General features: G+C 70.0%; 13 protein-coding genes and 3 pseudogenes. 9 read left to right on the forward strand and 7 right to left on the reverse strand.

Features of this window, described 5'->3' with window-relative positions; all coding sequences use genetic code 11:
• The first annotated feature begins 233 nt into the window (after positions 1 to 233).
• From ACZ5VD_RS37700 to ACZ5VD_RS37720, 5 genes are all read left to right on the forward strand, one after another.
• Complete coding sequence (locus tag ACZ5VD_RS37700; protein ID WP_468684987.1) at positions 234 to 668, forward strand: secreted protein/lipoprotein; 435 nt, start codon at positions 234 to 236, stop codon at positions 666 to 668.
• Positions 662 to 1,540 carry an ATP/GTP-binding protein gene (locus ACZ5VD_RS37705; RefSeq protein ID WP_468684989.1) on the forward strand — a complete coding sequence of 293 codons (879 nt, stop codon included), beginning with the start codon at positions 662 to 664 and terminating at the stop codon, positions 1,538 to 1,540. The genes ACZ5VD_RS37700 and ACZ5VD_RS37705 overlap by 7 nt, the downstream gene beginning before the upstream one ends.
• Before the next feature lie 410 nt (positions 1,541 to 1,950).
• A complete protein-coding gene (locus ACZ5VD_RS37710) occupies positions 1,951 to 2,547 on the forward strand; it encodes an RNA polymerase sigma factor (RefSeq protein ID WP_468555130.1) in 597 nt (198 codons plus the stop codon).
• Positions 2,544 to 3,512, forward strand: a complete 969-nt coding sequence (locus ACZ5VD_RS37715; RefSeq protein WP_468684991.1) for a CU044_5270 family protein — start codon at positions 2,544 to 2,546, stop codon at positions 3,510 to 3,512. The genes ACZ5VD_RS37710 and ACZ5VD_RS37715 overlap by 4 nt, the downstream gene beginning before the upstream one ends.
• 487 nt (positions 3,513 to 3,999) lie before the next feature.
• A complete protein-coding gene (locus ACZ5VD_RS37720; RefSeq protein WP_468685039.1) occupies positions 4,000 to 4,320 on the forward strand; it encodes a hypothetical protein in 321 nt (106 codons plus the stop codon).
• A gap of 6 nt (positions 4,321 to 4,326) precedes the next feature.
• Here the strand turns inward: ACZ5VD_RS37720 and ACZ5VD_RS37725 are convergent, their stop codons facing one another.
• Together ACZ5VD_RS37725 and ACZ5VD_RS37730 are read right to left on the reverse strand one after the other, a co-directional pair.
• The gene (locus ACZ5VD_RS37725; RefSeq protein ID WP_468685040.1) at positions 4,327 to 4,515 is read right to left on the reverse strand and encodes a hypothetical protein; all 189 of its coding nucleotides are present in this window, start codon (positions 4,513 to 4,515) and stop codon (positions 4,327 to 4,329) included.
• Between the two features lie 76 nt (positions 4,516 to 4,591).
• Positions 4,592 to 5,113, reverse strand: a pseudogene (locus tag ACZ5VD_RS37730) (TetR/AcrR family transcriptional regulator); the annotation flags it as partial.
• A gap of 71 nt (positions 5,114 to 5,184) precedes the next feature.
• Here ACZ5VD_RS37730 and ACZ5VD_RS37735 point away from each other — a divergent pair.
• Both ACZ5VD_RS37735 and ACZ5VD_RS37740 read left to right on the forward strand, forming a co-directional pair.
• Positions 5,185 to 6,642, forward strand: a complete 1,458-nt coding sequence (locus tag ACZ5VD_RS37735) for a serine hydrolase domain-containing protein (protein WP_468684993.1) — start codon at positions 5,185 to 5,187, stop codon at positions 6,640 to 6,642.
• A 493-nt stretch (positions 6,643 to 7,135) separates the two neighbouring features.
• Positions 7,136 to 7,543 carry an ISAs1 family transposase gene (locus ACZ5VD_RS37740; RefSeq protein ID WP_468684995.1) on the forward strand — a complete coding sequence of 136 codons (408 nt, stop codon included), beginning with the start codon at positions 7,136 to 7,138 and terminating at the stop codon, positions 7,541 to 7,543.
• Between the two features lie 181 nt (positions 7,544 to 7,724).
• Here ACZ5VD_RS37740 and ACZ5VD_RS37745 read toward each other — a convergent pair whose 3' ends face one another.
• Together ACZ5VD_RS37745 and ACZ5VD_RS37750 are read right to left on the reverse strand one after the other, a co-directional pair.
• A complete protein-coding gene (locus ACZ5VD_RS37745) occupies positions 7,725 to 8,669 on the reverse strand; it encodes a GNAT family N-acetyltransferase (RefSeq protein WP_468685032.1) in 945 nt (314 codons plus the stop codon).
• Between the two features lie 18 nt (positions 8,670 to 8,687).
• Positions 8,688 to 9,908, reverse strand: a pseudogene (locus ACZ5VD_RS37750) (glycosyltransferase); the annotation flags it as partial.
• Positions 9,909 to 11,068: 1,160 nt separating this feature from the next.
• On the opposite strand from ACZ5VD_RS37750, the gene ACZ5VD_RS37755 reads away from it, so the two are divergent.
• Positions 11,069 to 12,661 carry an ABC-F family ATP-binding cassette domain-containing protein gene (locus ACZ5VD_RS37755; protein ID WP_468685034.1) on the forward strand — a complete coding sequence of 531 codons (1,593 nt, stop codon included), beginning with the start codon at positions 11,069 to 11,071 and terminating at the stop codon, positions 12,659 to 12,661.
• An 884-nt stretch (positions 12,662 to 13,545) separates the two neighbouring features.
• Here the strand turns inward: ACZ5VD_RS37755 and ACZ5VD_RS37760 are convergent.
• Both ACZ5VD_RS37760 and ACZ5VD_RS37765 read right to left on the reverse strand, forming a co-directional pair.
• Positions 13,546 to 16,278, reverse strand: a complete 2,733-nt coding sequence (locus tag ACZ5VD_RS37760; protein ID WP_468684997.1) for a cation-translocating P-type ATPase — start codon at positions 16,276 to 16,278, stop codon at positions 13,546 to 13,548.
• Positions 16,279 to 16,280: 2 nt separating this feature from the next.
• On the reverse strand, positions 16,281 to 17,159 hold the full coding sequence (locus tag ACZ5VD_RS37765; RefSeq protein ID WP_468684998.1) for a universal stress protein: 879 nt from the start codon (positions 17,157 to 17,159) through the stop codon (positions 16,281 to 16,283).
• 206 nt (positions 17,160 to 17,365) lie between these two features.
• On the opposite strand from ACZ5VD_RS37765, the gene ACZ5VD_RS37770 reads away from it, so the two are divergent.
• Positions 17,366 to 17,545: a hypothetical protein gene (locus tag ACZ5VD_RS37770; RefSeq protein ID WP_468685000.1), complete on the forward strand. Its 180-nt coding sequence runs from the start codon at positions 17,366 to 17,368 to the stop codon at positions 17,543 to 17,545.
• Between the two features lie 54 nt (positions 17,546 to 17,599).
• Here the strand turns inward: ACZ5VD_RS37770 and ACZ5VD_RS37775 are convergent.
• Positions 17,600 to 18,103, reverse strand: a pseudogene (locus ACZ5VD_RS37775) (LuxR C-terminal-related transcriptional regulator); the annotation flags it as partial.
• Positions 18,104 to 18,182: the final 79 nt, after the last annotated feature.

Below are 18,182 nucleotides of genomic sequence, written 5' to 3' on the forward strand. Positions count from 1 at the left end.
TCCGCGACGACATCCACGAAGCCTTCCTCAGCCTGGCCTGCGGCATCATCTGCTGGCGCCGACTGAAGAACCTCGCACTTTGTTAGGAGTTCTTATCGCTTCGCACTCGTCAGCAGTTAGCCGTCCTGGGGCTGGCCTGTGCGGCAGCAGCCGGGTGCAACGGGGACGGGGGGACGGCGTCGGCGAAATCCACCGCCCCTGTACCGTCCCGGACCGCATCTCCGTCGCCGTCGGTGCCGGCCGACCCGGACGCCACCGCGAAAGAGACCGCGCTGAGGGTCTATACGGGGTACTGGCGCCAGATGCAGGCCCTGTACGCCGACCGTGACGGCACCACGCAACGCCTGCAGCAGTACGCCGCCTCCGATGCCCTGGCGAAGGCCACCAGCGCCGCACAGCGCGCGCACGCCCGGGGACGGATCTACACCGGCACGGTCAGCTTCTCCAAGACGTCGGTCACCGACACCGACCTGGACCGCAAAGTCCCCAACATCCGGCTATCCAGCTGCCTGGACGTCTCCCAGTGGCAGCCCGTCGACGCCGACACCCACACACCCGTCGAGCTGCCCGCCGGCCGGCTCACGCAGTACACCGTCGCGACCATCTTGGAGAAGTGGCCCGAAGGATGGCGGGTCATCCGGGACGAGCCACAGGGAAAGAAGTGCTGACCCGGGCCCGGATCGCCGCGGGTGCCGGCGCGGCCGTCCTGGCCGTCGTCGGTGCCGCACCCGGCGCCCTCGCCGCGGACACCCCCGGCGGGGGCGTGGAGTGCGACATCTACATCTGCGAAGTCGTGGCCGCCGATCCCGGAACAGGCAGCCCCGCCACGGGAGACGGCAGCGAGCCCCACAGCAGCGGCGGGGCCAGTCAGGGCAGCAGTCCGTGGACGTGTACCTACGACCTGGTCGAGCCTCCGCCGCCGGCGAGCTCCCTGGACTGGGAAGGGCACCAGCCAGGAGAGGGGGCCGTCTATCAGGAGACGTGCCACTACCTGGACAGCGGGAACACGGTCGTGCGGCAGGTATGGCGGGCCGATCCCCCGGACGCGCCGGCAGCCGACCCGGCCGCCCTCGCGCAGCGGGCCGTCGACTCGATGAAACTCACCAGCCCTGACATCGCCAGCCCCCGGCCAGCGGGAACATACATCGTGGGGATACCGATGTGGCTGTGGGTCAACCAGAGTCCCACGACGTTCGGGCCCACCACGGCATCAGCCACCGCGGGCGGGGTAACGGTCACCGCTACCGCACAGGTGTCGAAGATCGTGTGGCAGACCGGCGACGGCGCCACCGTCACCTGTACCGGACCCGGCACCCCCTACACCCGGCCGGCAGGCCTGACCAGCTCCCCCACCTGCGGCCACACCTACACCCGCACCTCCGCCCACCAGCCCGACGGCCGCTACCAGGTGACAGCGACCTCCACCTGGAGCATCAACTGGACTGTCACCACCGGCGGCGGCGGACAAGCCGGCCAGCTCACCGAAATCCGCCACAGCCAGCTCCAGATCCCCATCGGCGAAACCCAGACCGTCAACTGACGTCAGGCACCTGATACGTGAGGCTTTTCCGTGGCGGGCCTGAGCCCGCCACGGATAGGCTGCCGGCGCCTGCCTCCACCCGCCGGGATCTCAAAGCCGCCCTGGCCCCGGACCTGGTCACCACAGATGTCACGGCACCGGCGACTTCAAGGCGCGGGCGAAGCCCGCCGCGAACCGGGGCTCGTCATACGACGTCATCGTCGGCGACATCACCGGCGGCGCCAGAGGGGACATGCTCTCCCGGGACACCTCGGGCGCGGTGTGGCGCAACCCCGGTACACGAAGTAGGGCCAGAGCCCGTATCCATCTGTGAGGCCAGGCGTGAACCCGTTCGCCGCGGATCGGCAAGTACAGGGTGTGAACACCCGCCATCGCGACACCCACCGACCCCACCAACGGACGGACAGTCCATGACCGACTCGGCCGGCGGCGACGCCGAGCTCATCGCGGCCTCACTGGCCGAACCCGAGCGTTTCGCGGTGCTCTTCGAGCGTCACGCCCCGGCGATCCACCAGTACGTCGCCCGACGGCTGGGCCGGGACGCAGCCGACGACGTCACCGCCGAAACGTTTTTGACGGCCTTTCGGATACGGGCCCGGTTCGACCCGGCCCGCGCCGGCGTGCGGCCCTGGCTGTACGGCATCGCCGCCAAACAGATCGGCCGGCAGCGCCGGGAGGAGGTCAGGGCGCTGAAGCTGCTCGCCCGCACCGGCCATGACCCGGTCGCCGACAGCTGGACCGATTCCGCCGACGACCGCCTGGCCGCGGAGGCCGCCGCACGCCCGCTGGCCGGGGCGCTGGCCCAGCTTTCCGCGGGTGACCGGCACGTCCTGCTGCTCTTCGCCTGGGCCGACCTCAGCTACCAGGAGATCGCCCAAGCCCTCGACATTCCCCTCGGCACCGTCCGCTCCCGCCTCAACCGCGCCCGCCGCAAGCTGCGCACCGCAACCGGCGCGGCCGGCGGTCCCCTCATCGAAGCTCGCATACACGAAGGTGACCCCGCATGAACGAGCTCTCCCAAACCCGTCGCCTGCGCGCCGGCGTTCCCCTTCCCGACGCCGACCGGCTCGCCGCGCCGCGGGCCCGGCTCACCGCGGCGTTCCGGCAGGAGACCCACCGCGGGCGCCCCGCTCTTCCCAGGCGCCGGATGATCCTGGCCGGCGCCGCCACCGCAGGGGCCCTCGCCGGGATCGTCGCGACGCTGCCCGAGGACGGCCCCGGCGCCTTTGCCGGGAAGCGCCCCCAGGTGCTGTCGGCGGGCGCCTCCGCCGACGCCCTCGAACTGGCTGCCGCGACCGTCGAGAAGCGCGACGGCACCGAACCCGGCCCCAAGCAGTGGGTGTACGAGAAGAGCACCGTCTTCGGCCAGGGCAAGCCGCGAAGCAGCCAGGAGTGGACCCGCTGGGACGGCACCGGACAGGCCCATCTGCCCGGCATCCCCCCGGCCGGTGACGTCTCGGACTTCGACCCGGACGAGCTCCAGGTCTGGTACGGCCCCAACCAGGAAGAGAAGTGGAAGCAGCAGGGGTACGACGACCGCTCCCAGCGGCAGTACTACCGCTTCCTCGCCACCCTGCCGAGCGACCCCGACCGCATGATGAAACGCATCCGTGAAGAGCACGCCATCGACTCCGTCAACGGGGAGCCACGCGCACAGCGCGACTGGCGGGAGATCGACGTCCTGTACCGGTCGGTACTCATCCCGCCGAACGTCCAGGCAGGCCTGTTCCGGGCTCTCGCGAAAATCCCCGGCGCCCGGGTGACGACCGGCACCAAGGACCCCCTCGGCCGCACGGCAATCAGCGTAAGCGTGAACTACACCGACAAGACACCCGCAGGCTGGCAGGGCAAACAAGAAATTTTCTTCGATCCCGAAAGCTACGCCTACCTGGGACAGACCCGCAACGACGGGCAGATGGTCAACGCCCGCGCCGCCTGGGGCATCGTCAACAAACCCGGCGCCCACCCCTGAGCACCACCAGAAACACCCTGCGCGACACCAGGCACCTCTCCCCGTCACACCGACCACACCAAGCCACCACGTCCACAGCCCCACCGGCAAACACACCCACGACCAGCACAACAGCCCCAGAGGCGCGGCAGGTCCGGGCGGATCAAGCCGCACGCATCTCACTCCGACAGCGAGTTCGGGGCATGAGACGCTCCGGAAAAATGCGGCCGGGCCGATGATGCCGGAGCCGTACTTGGTGAGGACGCGGCCGACGGCCGCTTCGGCAACCAGGCGGGTTTCGCGGGCCTCATCGAAGCTGACCTGGGTGGCGATCCGGTCGGCACCGATGAGGCCCTCACCCTTGAGCACGAGGGCGGTCAGGCGGCCACGCTGGAGGCCGACGGCCTCCAGCAGCTGGCTGGCGAGGATACGCAGATCGTCCTCGTACGCGGACCGCTCGACCAGGCGGCGGGTCTTCTCCCAGCTGCCAGTGCCGACGAATCGCAGCGTGAGCCTGAGGACGCGGGTGCGGGCGGCCTGGCCGCAGCGACGCAGCAGGTGGCCAAGCTGGACCAACCCCCACCTGCTGATCACCCAGCAGACGGCGCACCACGACAGGCCAGCCAGCCGGTGGTGGCTCACGACTGCCCTGCGTGGCCAGGAGACCAGCCTCGATCTCCTGCGGCAGGATCGGATCCTCGAAGAAGTCGAGGCCGTAGATGTCCGCGACCCCCTGCACATCGCGGCGGTCTTCGGACTGCGACCCGATACCGCCCAGCGGGATGTCGACGCCGTCCACGGACGCCATGGCTTTGTAGGTGAAACCTGACGTCACTCAGGCATCGAGCCGGGCCGTCAGGCCGTCGAGGACCCGGTCGAGTCCGTACGCGAAGTCGTCGTCGCGGATCTGCTGCGGGTGCACATCCTGCTGGGCGGAGCTTCCCTCGCGCAGCCGCGGGTGTTGCTGCGCCGCTGCGTCGAAGGCCGGGTGCAGGCCGCCACCGTCCCTGCTCGGTATTGGCACTGCGTGCGATCAGCGAGAGGTACGCGGCCTCGGAGGTCGCGGTCCCGATGACGTATGCCGTGAGCGTCCCGGCGGCCTGGTTCGTCTCGTCCGCGGGGAAGCCCGCCGCGTCGAACTGCGCGCGCAGCCCCGATGCCGTCCGCATGGCGTTCGGGCCGATGCGGACGAGGCCGGCCTGGCCGAGCTCAGGGGCGATCCAGGGGTGGCGCAGGCTCATCGCCCGCAGACCGGTGGGGGTGCGGGCGAGGGCCGCGCGCCACTGGGTGCGGCCCGCAGCGGCCGGTGCCTCCGGCTCTGCGTAGACGTCGTCCACGACCAGCTCGATCAGCTCGCCCTTGTGGGCCACGTGCCGGTAGAGGGGCGTGGCCGCAGCATCCAGAGGGGTGCCGAGCCTGCGCATGCTGAGCGCCTTGATGCCCTCCGCGTCCAACAGCTCGATCGCCGCGGCCACGATCTGCTCGCGGGTCAACTGCTCCCGCTGCGTGCGGCGCGGACGGCTCCACACCGATGCGGCCGGCTTCACGTCGGCTGGCATACGGCCCTCATCCCTGCTCGCCCCGCTGCCCCTCCCCCACGATAGCGAACACCGTACACACATTGCGTACGCCGTCCCCCTATGCGTACAGTGTGCGCAACGAAGAACGCCGTACGCATCAGGTGGGAGCGGGTATGCCGAAGAACGTGGTGAGCTGGGACGAGCAGGGCGACTGGGACGCCAACGGCGAGTGGGGGACGCGGAACTCGACGGGCCGGAAGCTGGACCTCGCCCACTGGCAGGCCCGCCTCGACGAGCTGCGCGCCAAGCACCACGTCCCGGCCGCGTCGCTGGCAGTCCTCGTCGAGGGGACCGTCCACGAACTGGCCAGCGGCATACTGCACCGCGGAACCGGCGTGGAGGCGACGACCGACTCGGTCTTCCAGATGGGCTCGATAGCGAAGGTCTACACCGCCACCCTGATCATGCGGCTCGCCGAATCAGGCCAACTGGACCTGGACGCGCCGGTCGTGGACGTACTGCCGGAGTTCTCGGTCGCCGACCCCGAGGCGACCAGGGCGATCACCACGCGCCAACTGCTCAGCCACACAAGCGGCCTCACGTGCGACTTCAGCCACGACAGCGGACGCGGTGACGACTGCCTCGCCAAATACGTCGAGGCCGCGAAGGACGTGGCACTCGACTGCCCGCCCGGCACCGCGATCTCGTACAGCAGCGTCGGCTACAACGTGCTCGGCCGCATCGTCGAGGTGGTCACCGGCAAGGTCTGGGACGAGGCGCTGAAGGACCTGCTCCTGGCCCCGCTCGGCGTCACGCACACCATGACGCTGCCCGAGGAAGCGCTGCGGTTCCGAGCGGCGATGGGGCACCTGGGCGAGGCGGGCCAGGACCCGGACCCGGCACCGTCCTGGGACCTGATGCCGCGCTCGGCGGGCCCGTACGGCAGGGTCATCGCCACGGCCGGAGACGTCGCGCGGCTCGCGCGGATGCACCTCACCGGCGGTGTGGCGCAGGACGGCACACGTGTGCTCTCCGAGGAGACGGTCGCGCTGATGCAGCGCCGGGTGGTGGACTCCCCCGACAAGTGGACGGTCAGCGCGGACGGTTGGGGCCTGGGCTGGACGCTGTACGACTGGAACGGCATCCACGGCTACGGCCACGACGGCGCCTCCATCGGGCAGTACGGCTACCTGCGCGTCGTGCCGTCAGCGGGCGTCGCGGTTGCACTCCTCACCAACGGCGGCGGTGCACGTGAACTGTATGCGGCGCTCTACCGGGAACTCCTCGCCGAGCTGGCCGGGGTGACGATGCCGGAACCCTTCGCCCCGCCGGCCCAGCCACCCGTGGTCGACTTCGCGCCGCTCGTCGGCACGTACCGGCGCGAGGGCGTGGTCATCACCGTGACCGAGCAGGACGGCGCGGGGCACGCGGTGTACGAGTTCGTCGACGGCATGAAGGACTTCTCCGAACCCCTGGAGATCGATCTGGTGCCGGTGACGGAGACGGTCTTCGCCGGTACGGGAGTGGGCGCGGCGTTCAGCGAGGACTACATGCCCGTAGTCTTCTCCACGCTGCAGGACGGCACAGGCTGCGTCTACATCGGCATGCGCTGCGGCCCCAAGACCGCGTAACACGGCTGCGCCGCGCGGAGCCCGGTCTCCCTCCTCAACTCCGGCCCGCTGAAATCCAATGCCTTGCAGATCGTCCGCCACGTCACCCCGCACCCACGCTCCAGAGCGCGCATCGACAGGCCAGCACTTCGGTGAAGTCGCGTGACGCCCGGTTCGTGGCGAACTGCTAGCTCAGCGGTGGTCTCGGAACGTGACAGGCACCGCTTCCAAGATCATGGATTTCTCTATGCCCCGTGATCCAAGTGGAAGACCGTGCCTGGCGACGCATCGTCACTGATCCCGCCTGCCCTTGACCAACTGCACGAGAATCCGCAGGTCCGGCCCGAGGAGGTCCCGGGCCTGCCGGAGCGGCTTGCCGCGATGTCGGACCCGCGCGACCCGCGCGGGGTGCCCCACCGCCTGGCCATCGCGCTCGCTCTCACCGCGTGCGCGGAGCTGGCCGGAGCGACCTCGCTGCCGAAGGTCGGCGAATCGATCGCCGACGCACCGGGGTATGTGCTGGAACAGGTCGGGGCCGACCCCGATCCGCTTCTGCGCAGCCGGACTCGATCCGCTACTGCCCAGGCGGGTCCTGCCCGCCTGGGCCACGGTCCGCCGACTGCTGGCCCGCATCGACGGCGATGCGCTGGACCTGGCTGTCGGGAGCTGGCTCCCCGACCGCCGCCCGAAGACGACCGGGCAGCGTGGCCTCGCAGTGGACGGCAAGAGCCTGCGGAGCGCGGCCAGAGCCAAGGGCCGCAGGATCCGCCTGCTCACCGCACTGGAGCACGCCACCGGCCTGGTCCTGGCCCAGCTGGACGCCGGCGAGAAGACCAACGAGATCACGTGCTTCCAGCCGCTGCTGGACACCCTCGCCGACCTGGCCGGCGTCGTAGTCACCAGCGACGCGATGCACACCTAGCGCGAGCTGGGTTGGCCCCACTCTGCGCTCGGTTGACAGTGCGGTCAGGGCAGGATCAGAGCAACAGGGGCGTTGGCCAGTGTGCCTGGGTGGCAGTGCAGGGCCCGCCTGAAGAGCCTGCTCCGGATGCGGCCGAGGTGAGCGGAGAAGCCGTTTGCGCCCTCACCGACCGATGTCCGGATCAGTTCCAGGTCATGTTGATCGCACGTTCGAAGTCGACGTATCCGGCGCGCAGGAAGGCGTTAACCATGGGAGTGTTGCTGAGATCCGTGGCCGCCCGGATGCGCGGGACCTTTTGCTCGGCGAGGACGCGGGTGCCTTCGGCGAGGATCTCGTCGATGTAGCCGTTGCCGCGGTGCGCGGGCAGAACGGCCAGGTAGGCAATGATCGAGTTGTAGTCATTGCGGGCGGGGATGACGAACCCCACCGGATCACCGCCGGGGAGCACCGCGATCCGCCACCACTCCCGAGGGCTCGTGTAGCGCGCGAGCTCTTCCTCGTAGTGGCTCAGCGCCGCTTCGCGAGCGGGCATCCGGGTCAGTTCGCGCCGGCCGTGGGCGTCCAGCGTCCCGTCCATGGCCCGGGTCATCAGGGCAAGGAGTTCCTCGGAGTCGCGGACCGGCCGGAACGCCAGGCGTCCGCTGGGCTCGGGAACGGGTGTCCCTGGACGCCACTCCAGACGCAACCGTTCCACGAACAGTCGGGCACCGGTCCGTTCCAGTATCGTCATTCGGTCCTTGACGGCGAGCTCGGTCGCCTCGCTGTCACGCCAGTTGGACGGGACGAGGCGGCTGTAGTCGGGCGGGCTGGTTTCCGGGGGAAGGGTCTTGGCCATGGCGGTGTACAGCAGTCGTCCGCCGATGTCCACGCGGTCGAAAGCTGCGGCACTGTCGTCGAGGTCGAGGATGTCCAGGAGAAGCGGTGTGTCCTCTCCAGCCCGGCCCCACCAGGCGACCCTGGCCAGCAGGTGGTCGCCGCGCAGGGCAACCCACATCCATTCCGGCCGACGACGGCCGGCTGCGAGATCGTCCGCCAATTCCTCGTTGAAGGCGTAGGGAAGTCGGCAGAAGAGGTCGAGTTCGTCGCGCCCGCTGATCGGACGTATGGTCAGGTCGTTCTGTTCCACGGTCAAGGTGGGTTGCCCCTCTCGGCTGACCGCGTCGAACAGCAGCTTCGCGGCCACCGTCGCCCCGTCGGTGCGGAACCTGCCGGCCACGGCCCTTGCCCGCGCGCCGATCTCGGGGGCCAGGGCCTTCTTGAGCACCGCCGACAGGGACTCGAAGGTCGGCATCGGACCCTCATGTGCCGCGCCGATGCCCAGGTCAGCCACTCGGCTGGCGAAATATGGCTGGTCCCCCCCTTGGGGTACCACGACCTGAGGCGTGCCAGCCCAGGTGGCCGTCGTCGTGGTGCCCGCGCCGCCGTGGTGCACGACGGCGGCTGCCCGGCGGAACAGTGTCTGATGGTTGGCCTCGCCGATGACGAAGCAGTCGTCCTGGTCGTCGATCAGCGCCAGGTCGGCCCAGCCGCGGGAGACGACCGCCCGGCGGCCCTGCGCGCGGATCGCCTCGACGACCGCCCGCGCGACGTCCTGCGGATCGCGCATGGGAACGCTGCCGAAGCCCACGTACACCGGTGGTGTGCCGGCGTCCAGGAACGCCACCAACTCGGCGGGCAGCGGGCGTTCGTCGGGCAGGACCCACGCGCCGGTCTGTATCACGTCGAGGTCCGCCGGCTGCTGCCACGGGGACAGGACCGGGTCCGTGGCCAGCCACGGCTGGTCGGTGAAGACGTGGTCGCGGACGTTGTCCACCTTCGGCAAGCCGATCGACGCCCGGTGGGTGTTGATCACCTCGCCGAACAGCGCCTGTGCGTCCTGGGCGTCCCGGTCCCACAACACTTGATTGTCGGTCACGTCAGGCGGGAGCGGCCGGCCCGGCCGCGGAATCGGCGGGTGGTGCGGCGACGGTAGACTGACCGGCTGGTAACTCGCGTACACGTAGCGGATGCCCAGTTTCTCGGCAACCGACCTCACACCCGCTACGGCCGGCACGAGGCCGGTTGCCACCAGCACGTCGCACCCCTCGGCTGCTGCGGTGACGTTGTCATAAAACGCGGCGACCAAATCGGCCGCGCGCTGGGGCACTCCTGCCGCCGATGGCGGCGTCTTCCCGGTAACTAACTCGCGCACCGACTGGCCGGTCGGCACCATCTCCACGCCGACCCCAGCCAGCCGCTTCGCGAACTCCTCGTCCGGCGGCGCGCACACCCGCACCTCCGCGCCCAATTCCCGCAACCGCACCGCGAGTCCCACCAGCGGTTCAATTCCTCCGCGCGAGTCATACCCCGACAACACCACACGCATCTAGCGACTCTCGATTCTGTAGATCCTGGTTTCGGTGGCTGATTCTGCGGTACGACCCGGGCCTTGCGGCAAGCCCCCCGGTGCGCTATATCGTGATCACGGAAAGGAGTGGACACTCCCCTTTTCCTTCGCCGTCCGCAGTGGACGGACGGCCTCCCCGCGAAGCCGCGGCGCACCGTGTACGGCGGTCCGTCGGCCCAGGAGGACCTTTCATGCGCACACGCCGGCTCAAGAACGCCTATTGCAGTGAGTTGAGGCGTCGCCGGCAGATCAGTGCGCATCCCAGGGAGAGGAACGCTTCGTGGACGTCGTCGCGTCTCGCTCAGCGGATCGGCAGGCGGCGGAACCAGTGCAGGTGAGCGAACACCGCCTCCCCCACCCGGAGTTGGGCACCCAGGACGGACCATGTTCGGTGCCGCGGCGGGCGATCACAGGCTTCACACCGAGTACGCGGACGAGACGGCGGTGCTTGTCGTGGGTCACAGCCGCCGTCACCGAGCACCATGTCCGGGCGGCGACGGGCTGGCCGCACCTGCCCCGCACCCGGGGGGAACGGCTTGGAGCCGTGGGATCAGCTGAGTGACGTCGTTGCGGTTGCCGCCGGTCAGTGCGGCGGCGAGAGAGATGTCGGTGGCGTCGGCGATCAGGTGATGCCCCGCTCCCGTTGCAGCGGCCGGTGGAGGCCATGTCGGTCCGCAGGATGCTGGCCAGGGCCGCGGCGTCGACGGCGTCCGGCTTCTTGCGCGTGGCGGTCCCGGTAGGGGGGCAACGGCCAGCGGATTGATCGCGAAGACCGGCCGACTCGTGGCTGGCCCGCATGCAGGCGACGAGGAGTCCGCCTGATGTTCGACCGCCACGGGAATCCGGGCGGCCTCGCTATCGCCATGCTCGGCCAGCAGGTGCGTGAGCTCGGCAAACCTGCAACATGGTCGCTGATCCGCACCTTGGCGAGTCACTCCCCCTTGACGAGACGGACCGTATCGTCTACTTTTCTGTTCGTCGGTCGGCAGCTGGTCCTCCTTCTGCTCGCCACACACTCCTGTTCACCCAGCAAAGGACTGCTCTTGCACTGTGCTTCCGTCGGCACCACCGTCACTGCCTCTCCTCTCACCACGTCTCAGATCGCTCTTGCCGAGGTGACCAAGCGCTACGGCGAACAAATGGTGCTGGACCGCGTGTCTCTCACCATCCGGCCGGGCGAAAAGGTCGGGATCGTCGGGGAAAATGGCTCTGGGAAGTCCACGCTCCTGCGGCTGCTGGCAGGACAGGAGCCTGTCGACAACGGCAGCCTGACCGTCATAGCACCGGGCGGGATCGGCCACCTTCGTCAGACGCTCGACCTGCCCGGCTCGGCCCGCGTGGGCGATGCCGTGGATCACGTACTGGACGAACTGCGCGCCCTGGAGCACCGCATTCGTGTCGCCGAGGCCACACTGGGCACAGTCGGCACTGCTGAGTTCGAGCGCTACGCCTCGCTGGTGGCCGAGTTCGATGCGCGGGGCGGGCACGGAGCCGATCGCCGGGTCGAGGTGACCCTGCACGGACTCGGCGAGCACGCGCCACTGGACCGGGAGCGTGCGCTGAGCACCCTCTCCGGAGGGCAGCGCTCCCGGCTCGCGCTCGCCGCGACCCTGGCCCTGGCCCCCGAACTGCTGCTGCTCGACGAGCCGACCAACGATCTGGACGACGAGGCCGTGGCCTGGCTCGAAGGACATCTGCACCGTCATCGGGGCACGGTCATCGTGGCCACGCACGATCGGGCGTTCCTGGAACGCGTCACCGACACCATCCTGGAAGTGGACCACCATCAGCGCACGGTACGGCGCTACGGCAATGGATACACCGGCTTTCTCGCCGCCAAGGCGGCAGCTCGGACCCGGTGGGTGTGGGATCACGAGCAATGGCGCAATGAGGTCGCCCGGCAGAAACACCTCGCCAACTCCAGTATCGGGCTGCTGGCAGAGATCCCCCGCAAGGGACCGTGGGCATTCAGCGGCGCCGGCGCTTTTCGAGCGCGCTCGCGGTCACACGGCGCACAAAGCCGGATCCGGAACGCACGCGAGCGGTTGCAACGACTCACGGAGCACCCCGTGCCGCCACCTCCGCAGCCACTGCGGTTCACCGGCCGCGTCGAAGGCACGCCGACCGCCGAGGAAACATCAACAGCAGCGCACCTGGAAGGCGTCCTGGTCAAAGGGCGGTTGTATGTTCCGTCCCTGAAACTCGCCCCTGGTGACCGACTCCTCGTCACCGGCCCCAACGGTGTCGGCAAAAGCACCCTTCTCCAACTGCTGGCAGGGGAACTGACGCCTGACGCCGGCATAGTGCGCCGACCGCGCCGGGTTGGATTCCTACGTCAGCAAAGCGCGCCCGACGACGCCATCGATGCCCGACCGCTGCTCGCGGCATTCGCAGCCGACAGGGCCGGGCAGCCCGACGAGCACGCCGACGCACTCCTTGCGCTCGGCCTGTTCCACCCTCCCGACCTCGCTGTTCCTGTACGGAACCTGTCCGTCGGGCAGCGCCGCAAGCTCGAACTGGCCCGGCTCGTGACGGCCGGGCCATTCGATCTGCTACTGCTCGACGAGCCGACGAACCACCTGGCCCCCGCCTTGGTGGAAGAGATCGAGGCAGCCCTGGCCCGCTACACCGGCACGCTGGTCGTGGTGACGCACGACCGGCTCCTGCGCGAACGCTTCCACGGGCCCCGCCTGGAACTCCCCATGGCCGCCGAGAAGACGCGCCAGAACTGACGGCCTTGCCCCCCGCCCAACCGTCCGCGCCGGGGCCTTGACCCCTGATCCTGGACACACGAGACACTGAATCCTGAGGATTTGAGAGGGCGTCAAGTCCGATCTTCCTCGGTTCGTGATCGCTCGATCGGGGGACTGATCGCCGCATGAGCGGACGACAGGGGCCTGTCGTCCCGACGACGCCCCCTACGCGTCTGGCTCAACCCAGAGCACGGACGAATCGCGCTCCAGCTCGGCTTCGAGCTGTGCTGGGCCACCACATGGATGGACGACGCTGGGCAACGTCGAGTTGGGACACGCCGGACCGAATCTGCCGATGCCGATCGGCATCCGCGTCGCCCTCGACGCGCAGCAGCGCACGTTGTCACTGCTCGAACCGGCGGTACGCCCGCTCACGTTGACCGGACCGGGCGGCTGAGCAACGCGTATCAGCGAGGCGACAGCATCGGCAGCACCCACCCTCGGCGGACCGCCATCCACTGTCCCACCGCAAGACCCAGGGGTGGGCCACTGAGCTGCACCCTGTTTCGTGGAGTCCGCCCTGGCGCCGTTCGCGGGAGCCACGCCGGCAGCACCACTCGGCGGATGTCCGGCCTGTTCATCACGCTTGCGCCGGCCGCATGTCATCGCACTCTCGAACCGTTCGCTCATCGACCCGCAGCCGGGCGTACGCCCTGTCGCCCAATCCCCTCGCCTGCCACTCCGGTCAGGTCTTCCACGGCGCTCCTCGCCCTGCCACGCCGGCCTGACAGGTCTGCCGACGAACCTGGCCCCACAGCGCAGAGTGCACCAGGAGCCGTCCATGGGGCCACGGTGTCATCCCCAGGCTGTGCGGTCCTGCCAATGGGCGCCTGGTGGGGCCGCGGACAGTCGTTCCCCATGGCTCACGCGGCCACGCGACCCAGCCGTGCACGCCCGGCGCGCCAAACGTGCTCGATCAGCAGCACGGTGGAGGCGGTGGCGAGACAGGTCGCCCACTGGGCGGGACTCAGGGAAACGGTGTCGAAGACTCCCTGGGCGGCGGGCACCTGTACGGCGACGACCTGGAGGACGAGGACGGCGGCCAGACAGATCCACAGGGTGCGGTTGTGCAGCTGGTGGCGGCCGAGGACAGGGCCGTCCTCGCTGCGCGCCGCCAGGGCGTTGAACAACTGGAAGAGGACGAAGGTGGTGAAGGCCATGGTGGCCGCGGTCTCGGCGTCGGTGAGGTTGCGGGCGGTGGCGAAGACGGCCAGGGTGCCGGCGGCCATGACGAGGCCGGAGCGGGTGACGGCGGCCAGGCGGTGGACGTTCAGGATGCGCTCACTGGGAGAGCGCGGAGGGCGGTGCATCACATTGTCCTGCGGAGGGTCGACGCCCAGGGCCATGGCGGGAGGTCCGTCCATGATGATGTTGACCCACAGCAGCTGGACCGCGGACATGGGCGCCGGCAGCCCGGCCAGCACGGTGGCGAGCAGGGTGAGGATCGCGCCGATGTTGGTCGACAGCTGGAAGCGGACGAACGTGACGATGTTGTCGTAGATGGAGCGGCCTTCGCGCACCGCGCGGACGATGGTGGAGAAGTCGTCGTCGGTGAGGACCATGTCGGCGGCCTCTTTGGCCACGTCGGTGCCGGTGATGCCCATGGCGACGCCAATGTGGGCGGCGCGCAGGGCCGCGGCGTCGTTGACGCCGTCACCGGTCATGGCCACGATGTGGCCCTTTTGGGAGAGCGCGCGGACGATGGTCACCTTGTGTTCGGGGGCGACCCGGGCGAAGACGCCGACGTTCTCGATGCGGTCCGCGAGGTCCTGTTCGCTCATCCGGGCCAGTTCGGTGCCGGTGACGACCTCGCCGGTGATGCCGAGTTCGCGGGCGATGGCGGCGGCGGTGTCGGCATGGTCCCCGGTGACCATTTTGACGGTGACACCGGCGGCCCGGGCGAGAGCGACGGCATCACGGGCCTGGGGGCGGGGCGGATCGGCGATCCCGGCGATCGCGGTCAGGGTCAGCCCTGTCGCCTCTCGCGGGTTCGGCCGGTCGGTCGTGGCGGTTGCCGCCCCGAGGACACGCAGGCCCTGGCCGGCCATCCGCCGGGCGGCGTCGGTGACCTCCCGGCGGTGCTCCGCGTCGAGGAGTGCGGGTCCGTTCTCGGTCAGGACGTGGGTGCAGCGGTCCAGGAGGACGTCGACGCCTCCTTTGGCGTGGGTGCGGGCGCGGCCGTCGGCGTCGGTGTGGAAGGTGGCCATGTACTTGTCGGCCGGATCGAAGGGGATCTCACCGGTACGCGGCGTCTGGGTGCGCAGTTCGGCGTCGAGACCCGCTTTGGCGGTGAGCACGATCAGGGCGGCCTCGGTGGGGTCTCCGATGACGCCGTCCGGGGTGAGGCGGGCGTCGTTGCACAGCGCGAACGGCAGCACCGCCTCGTGGAGGTTCGCCTCGGGGCGGTCCGCGGTGTGCTGCCCGTCGGTGAGGCGCACGGTGCCGGTGGTGTCGTAGCCCTCGCCGGTCACGTCGTAGCTGCGGCCGGCGGCCCACAGGGCGCGGGTGGTCATCTCGTTCAGGGTCAGGGTGCCGGTCTTGTCGCTGCACACCACGGTCGCGGAGCCGAGTGCCTCGACGGAGGCCAGGCGTTTGACGATGGCGCCGCGCTGGGCCATGCGGTAGACGCCCATGGCCAGGGTGAGCGCGAGAACGGCGGGGAGACCCTCGGGGATCGCGGCGACCGCCAGGGCCACCGCGCGCAGCGTGAGATCGGCCAGTTCCTCGCCGCGGACGAGGCCGACGAGCGCGTAGGCGGCCACGGCGATGCCGCTGATCAGGGCCAGGCGCCGGCCCAGGCTGTCCATCTGGATCTGGAGCGGGCTGGGCGGGTCCGTACCGGTGCGCAGCGCCTCGGCGATCGCGCCGACCTCGGTGCCCATGCCGGTGGCCGTGACGATCATCTCGGCGCGGCCCCGGGTCAGCGCGGTGTTCATGAAGAGCATGCCGGTGCGCTCGGCGACGGGCACGGGCTCGTCGCCGTCGGCCGCTGTGAGCGCGGTCGTCTTGACGACGGGCTGGGACTCACCGGTCAGCGCGGCCTCGGCGGCCTCGACCGACTCGGCGACCACCAGGCGCCCGTCGGCCGGTACGCGGTCGCCGGCTTCCAGAAGAACGACGTCGCCGGGCACCAGGATGCCGGCCGGGATCTCGCTCACCCGGCCGTCCCGGCGCACGCGCGCGGTGGGGACCAGCATCTGGCGCAACGCTTCCAGGCTGTGCTCGGCGCGGCGTTCCTGCAGGTAGCCGATGGTGGCGTTGATGACGAGGACGGCGGCGATGACGACGGCGTCCTTGATCTCGCCGATGATTCCGGCGACGACGGCGGCGGCGAGCAGGATGCCGATCAGCCAGCTGCGGAACTGGTCCAGCAGGCGTAACCACTGCGGTCGGCGAGCCGGTTCGGCCAGTTCGTTGGCTCCCCAGGCGTCGGCCCGCTGCCCGGCGTCCGCCGTGCTCAGGCCCGTGGCCGGGACCACGCCGAGCAGGTCCGCCACCTCGGCGGCATCGCGTTGACAGGCGTCCGCCACCAGTTGCGGAGGCGTCTTGACGGGCGGGGCGTGCGGCCCGGCCGCGACGGGGGTCTGCTGAGGCACGGTCACTCCTTGCCGCGGACGACTGCGACGGGGCAGTGCGCGTGGTGCAGCAGGGCGTGACTGACCGACCCGAGCAGCAGTCCGGTGAACCCGCCCCGGCCCCGGGCACCGACCACCATCAACTGGGCGGACCGGCTCGCCTCGATCAACGCCTCCCGCGTCCTGCCGTGCACCGCCTGGTGCTCCACCACCACATCCGGGTACTGCTCCCGGTGGCCGGAGAGTGCCTCGTGCAGCAGCCGCTCCTCCTCGTCGGCGAGCGCGCCGGGAGGGTTCGCGTACGGGGCTGACGCGTCCTGCGGTGCGGGCATCGGCGCGTTCCACGTGGTCCAGGCGTGCAACGCCAGCAAGGGGGCCTTGCGCAGCTCGGCCTCGGCGAAGGCGAAGTCCACCGCCCGTTCGCCCGCGGCCGAACCGTCGGCGCCCAGCACAATCGGGCCGTCGGCGGCGGGCTGCTCGCGCACCACCAGCACCGGACACCGGCCGTGCGCCGCAAGATGCGCCGCCGTCGACCCCACCAACAACCCGACGAACCCACCCATGCCACGGGACCCGATCACCACCAGCTCGGCCGAACGCGACTGCGCCTCCAGGACCGTCAGAGGCCCACCGGTCACCACGGCATGACTGACATCGACCTCCGGTGCCACGGCGCGCGCCCGCTCCACCGCCTCGGCCAGCAGACGTTCCACCATGTCCCGGATCCCGCCCTCGAGCGGGCCGAGCGGCGAGGGGCCCAAGGGCACATGCGTCACGGGCCAGATGAACGCATGGACCACCCGCAGGCCCGCCCCGCGCAACCTCGCCTCCCGGGCCGCCGCCTCGACCGCCACGAGACCCGAAGCCGACCCGTCCACGCCTACGACCACCAGACCACTCATCGTGTCTCCATGTTTTGGATGCCATTGCCTTCCGCCCCCAGATTCGCCTCCCTCACACCCCGTTGCCATGGGGCTTGGCGGCCACAATCAGGGCCGACCGGCCCTTTTCCACGATGACAACGTGGCCGAAGCAACGCGGTCCGGCACTCTGGAGCACAGGCGGTGGACGTCCGACTTCGGTGCGCCGGGGGCGAGTTGACTCTCACGTGACGGACGACGGCTGCGGGGTGCCGGGTGGTGTCGGACGCAGCGGGCTGAAGAACATCGGTGAGCGGGCCGTCACCCTCGGCGGATCCCTGACACTGGGGGAATGGCCGCAGGGCGGCGGCACGCGACTGGTGTGGCGGGTCCCCGTGCGTACGGACGGTGGCGCGGACGGAGTCTGACGGCAGAAGGCCGCCGCACCGTCGGCCCGGATGACGAGACCGGGCAGGGCGGACTCAGCGCGTCGGGCGGTCGGGTGAGGCGGGCTGTTCGAGATGGCTGGCCAGGACCGCCGCCTGGACGCGGCGCTGGACGCCGAGCTTGGCCAGCAGCCGGGAGATGTGGTTCTTCACCGTCTTCTCGGACAGATAGAGCTTCTTGCCGATCTCACGGTTGGTGAGCCCCTCCCCGATCAGCGCGAGGATGTCCCGTTCGCGGGGTGACAGGCCGGCGAGCTCGGGTGCGGGTGCCGGTTGCTCGGTGGGGTCCGCGCGCAGGGAGCGCATCAGGCGGGCGGTCGTCGCCGGATCCAGCATCGACTGCCCGGAAGCGACGGTACGGACCGCCGCGACCAGGTCGGACCCCCGGATCTGTTTGAGCACATAGCCCGCCGCCCCGGCCATGATCGCATCGAGCAGGGCCTCCTCCTCGTCGAAGGACGTCAGCATCAGACAGGCCAGCTCCGGCATCCGGCTGCGCAGCTCGCGGCAGACACCGATCCCGTCACCGTCGTCCCGCACACCTGAACGCGCCTGAACACGCCTGAGGAATGGGCAAGTTGGCCCGGCGCACATACGTGCACATGTACTTATACGCATT

Source organism: Streptomyces sp. NPDC032822 (genome assembly GCF_055578825.1).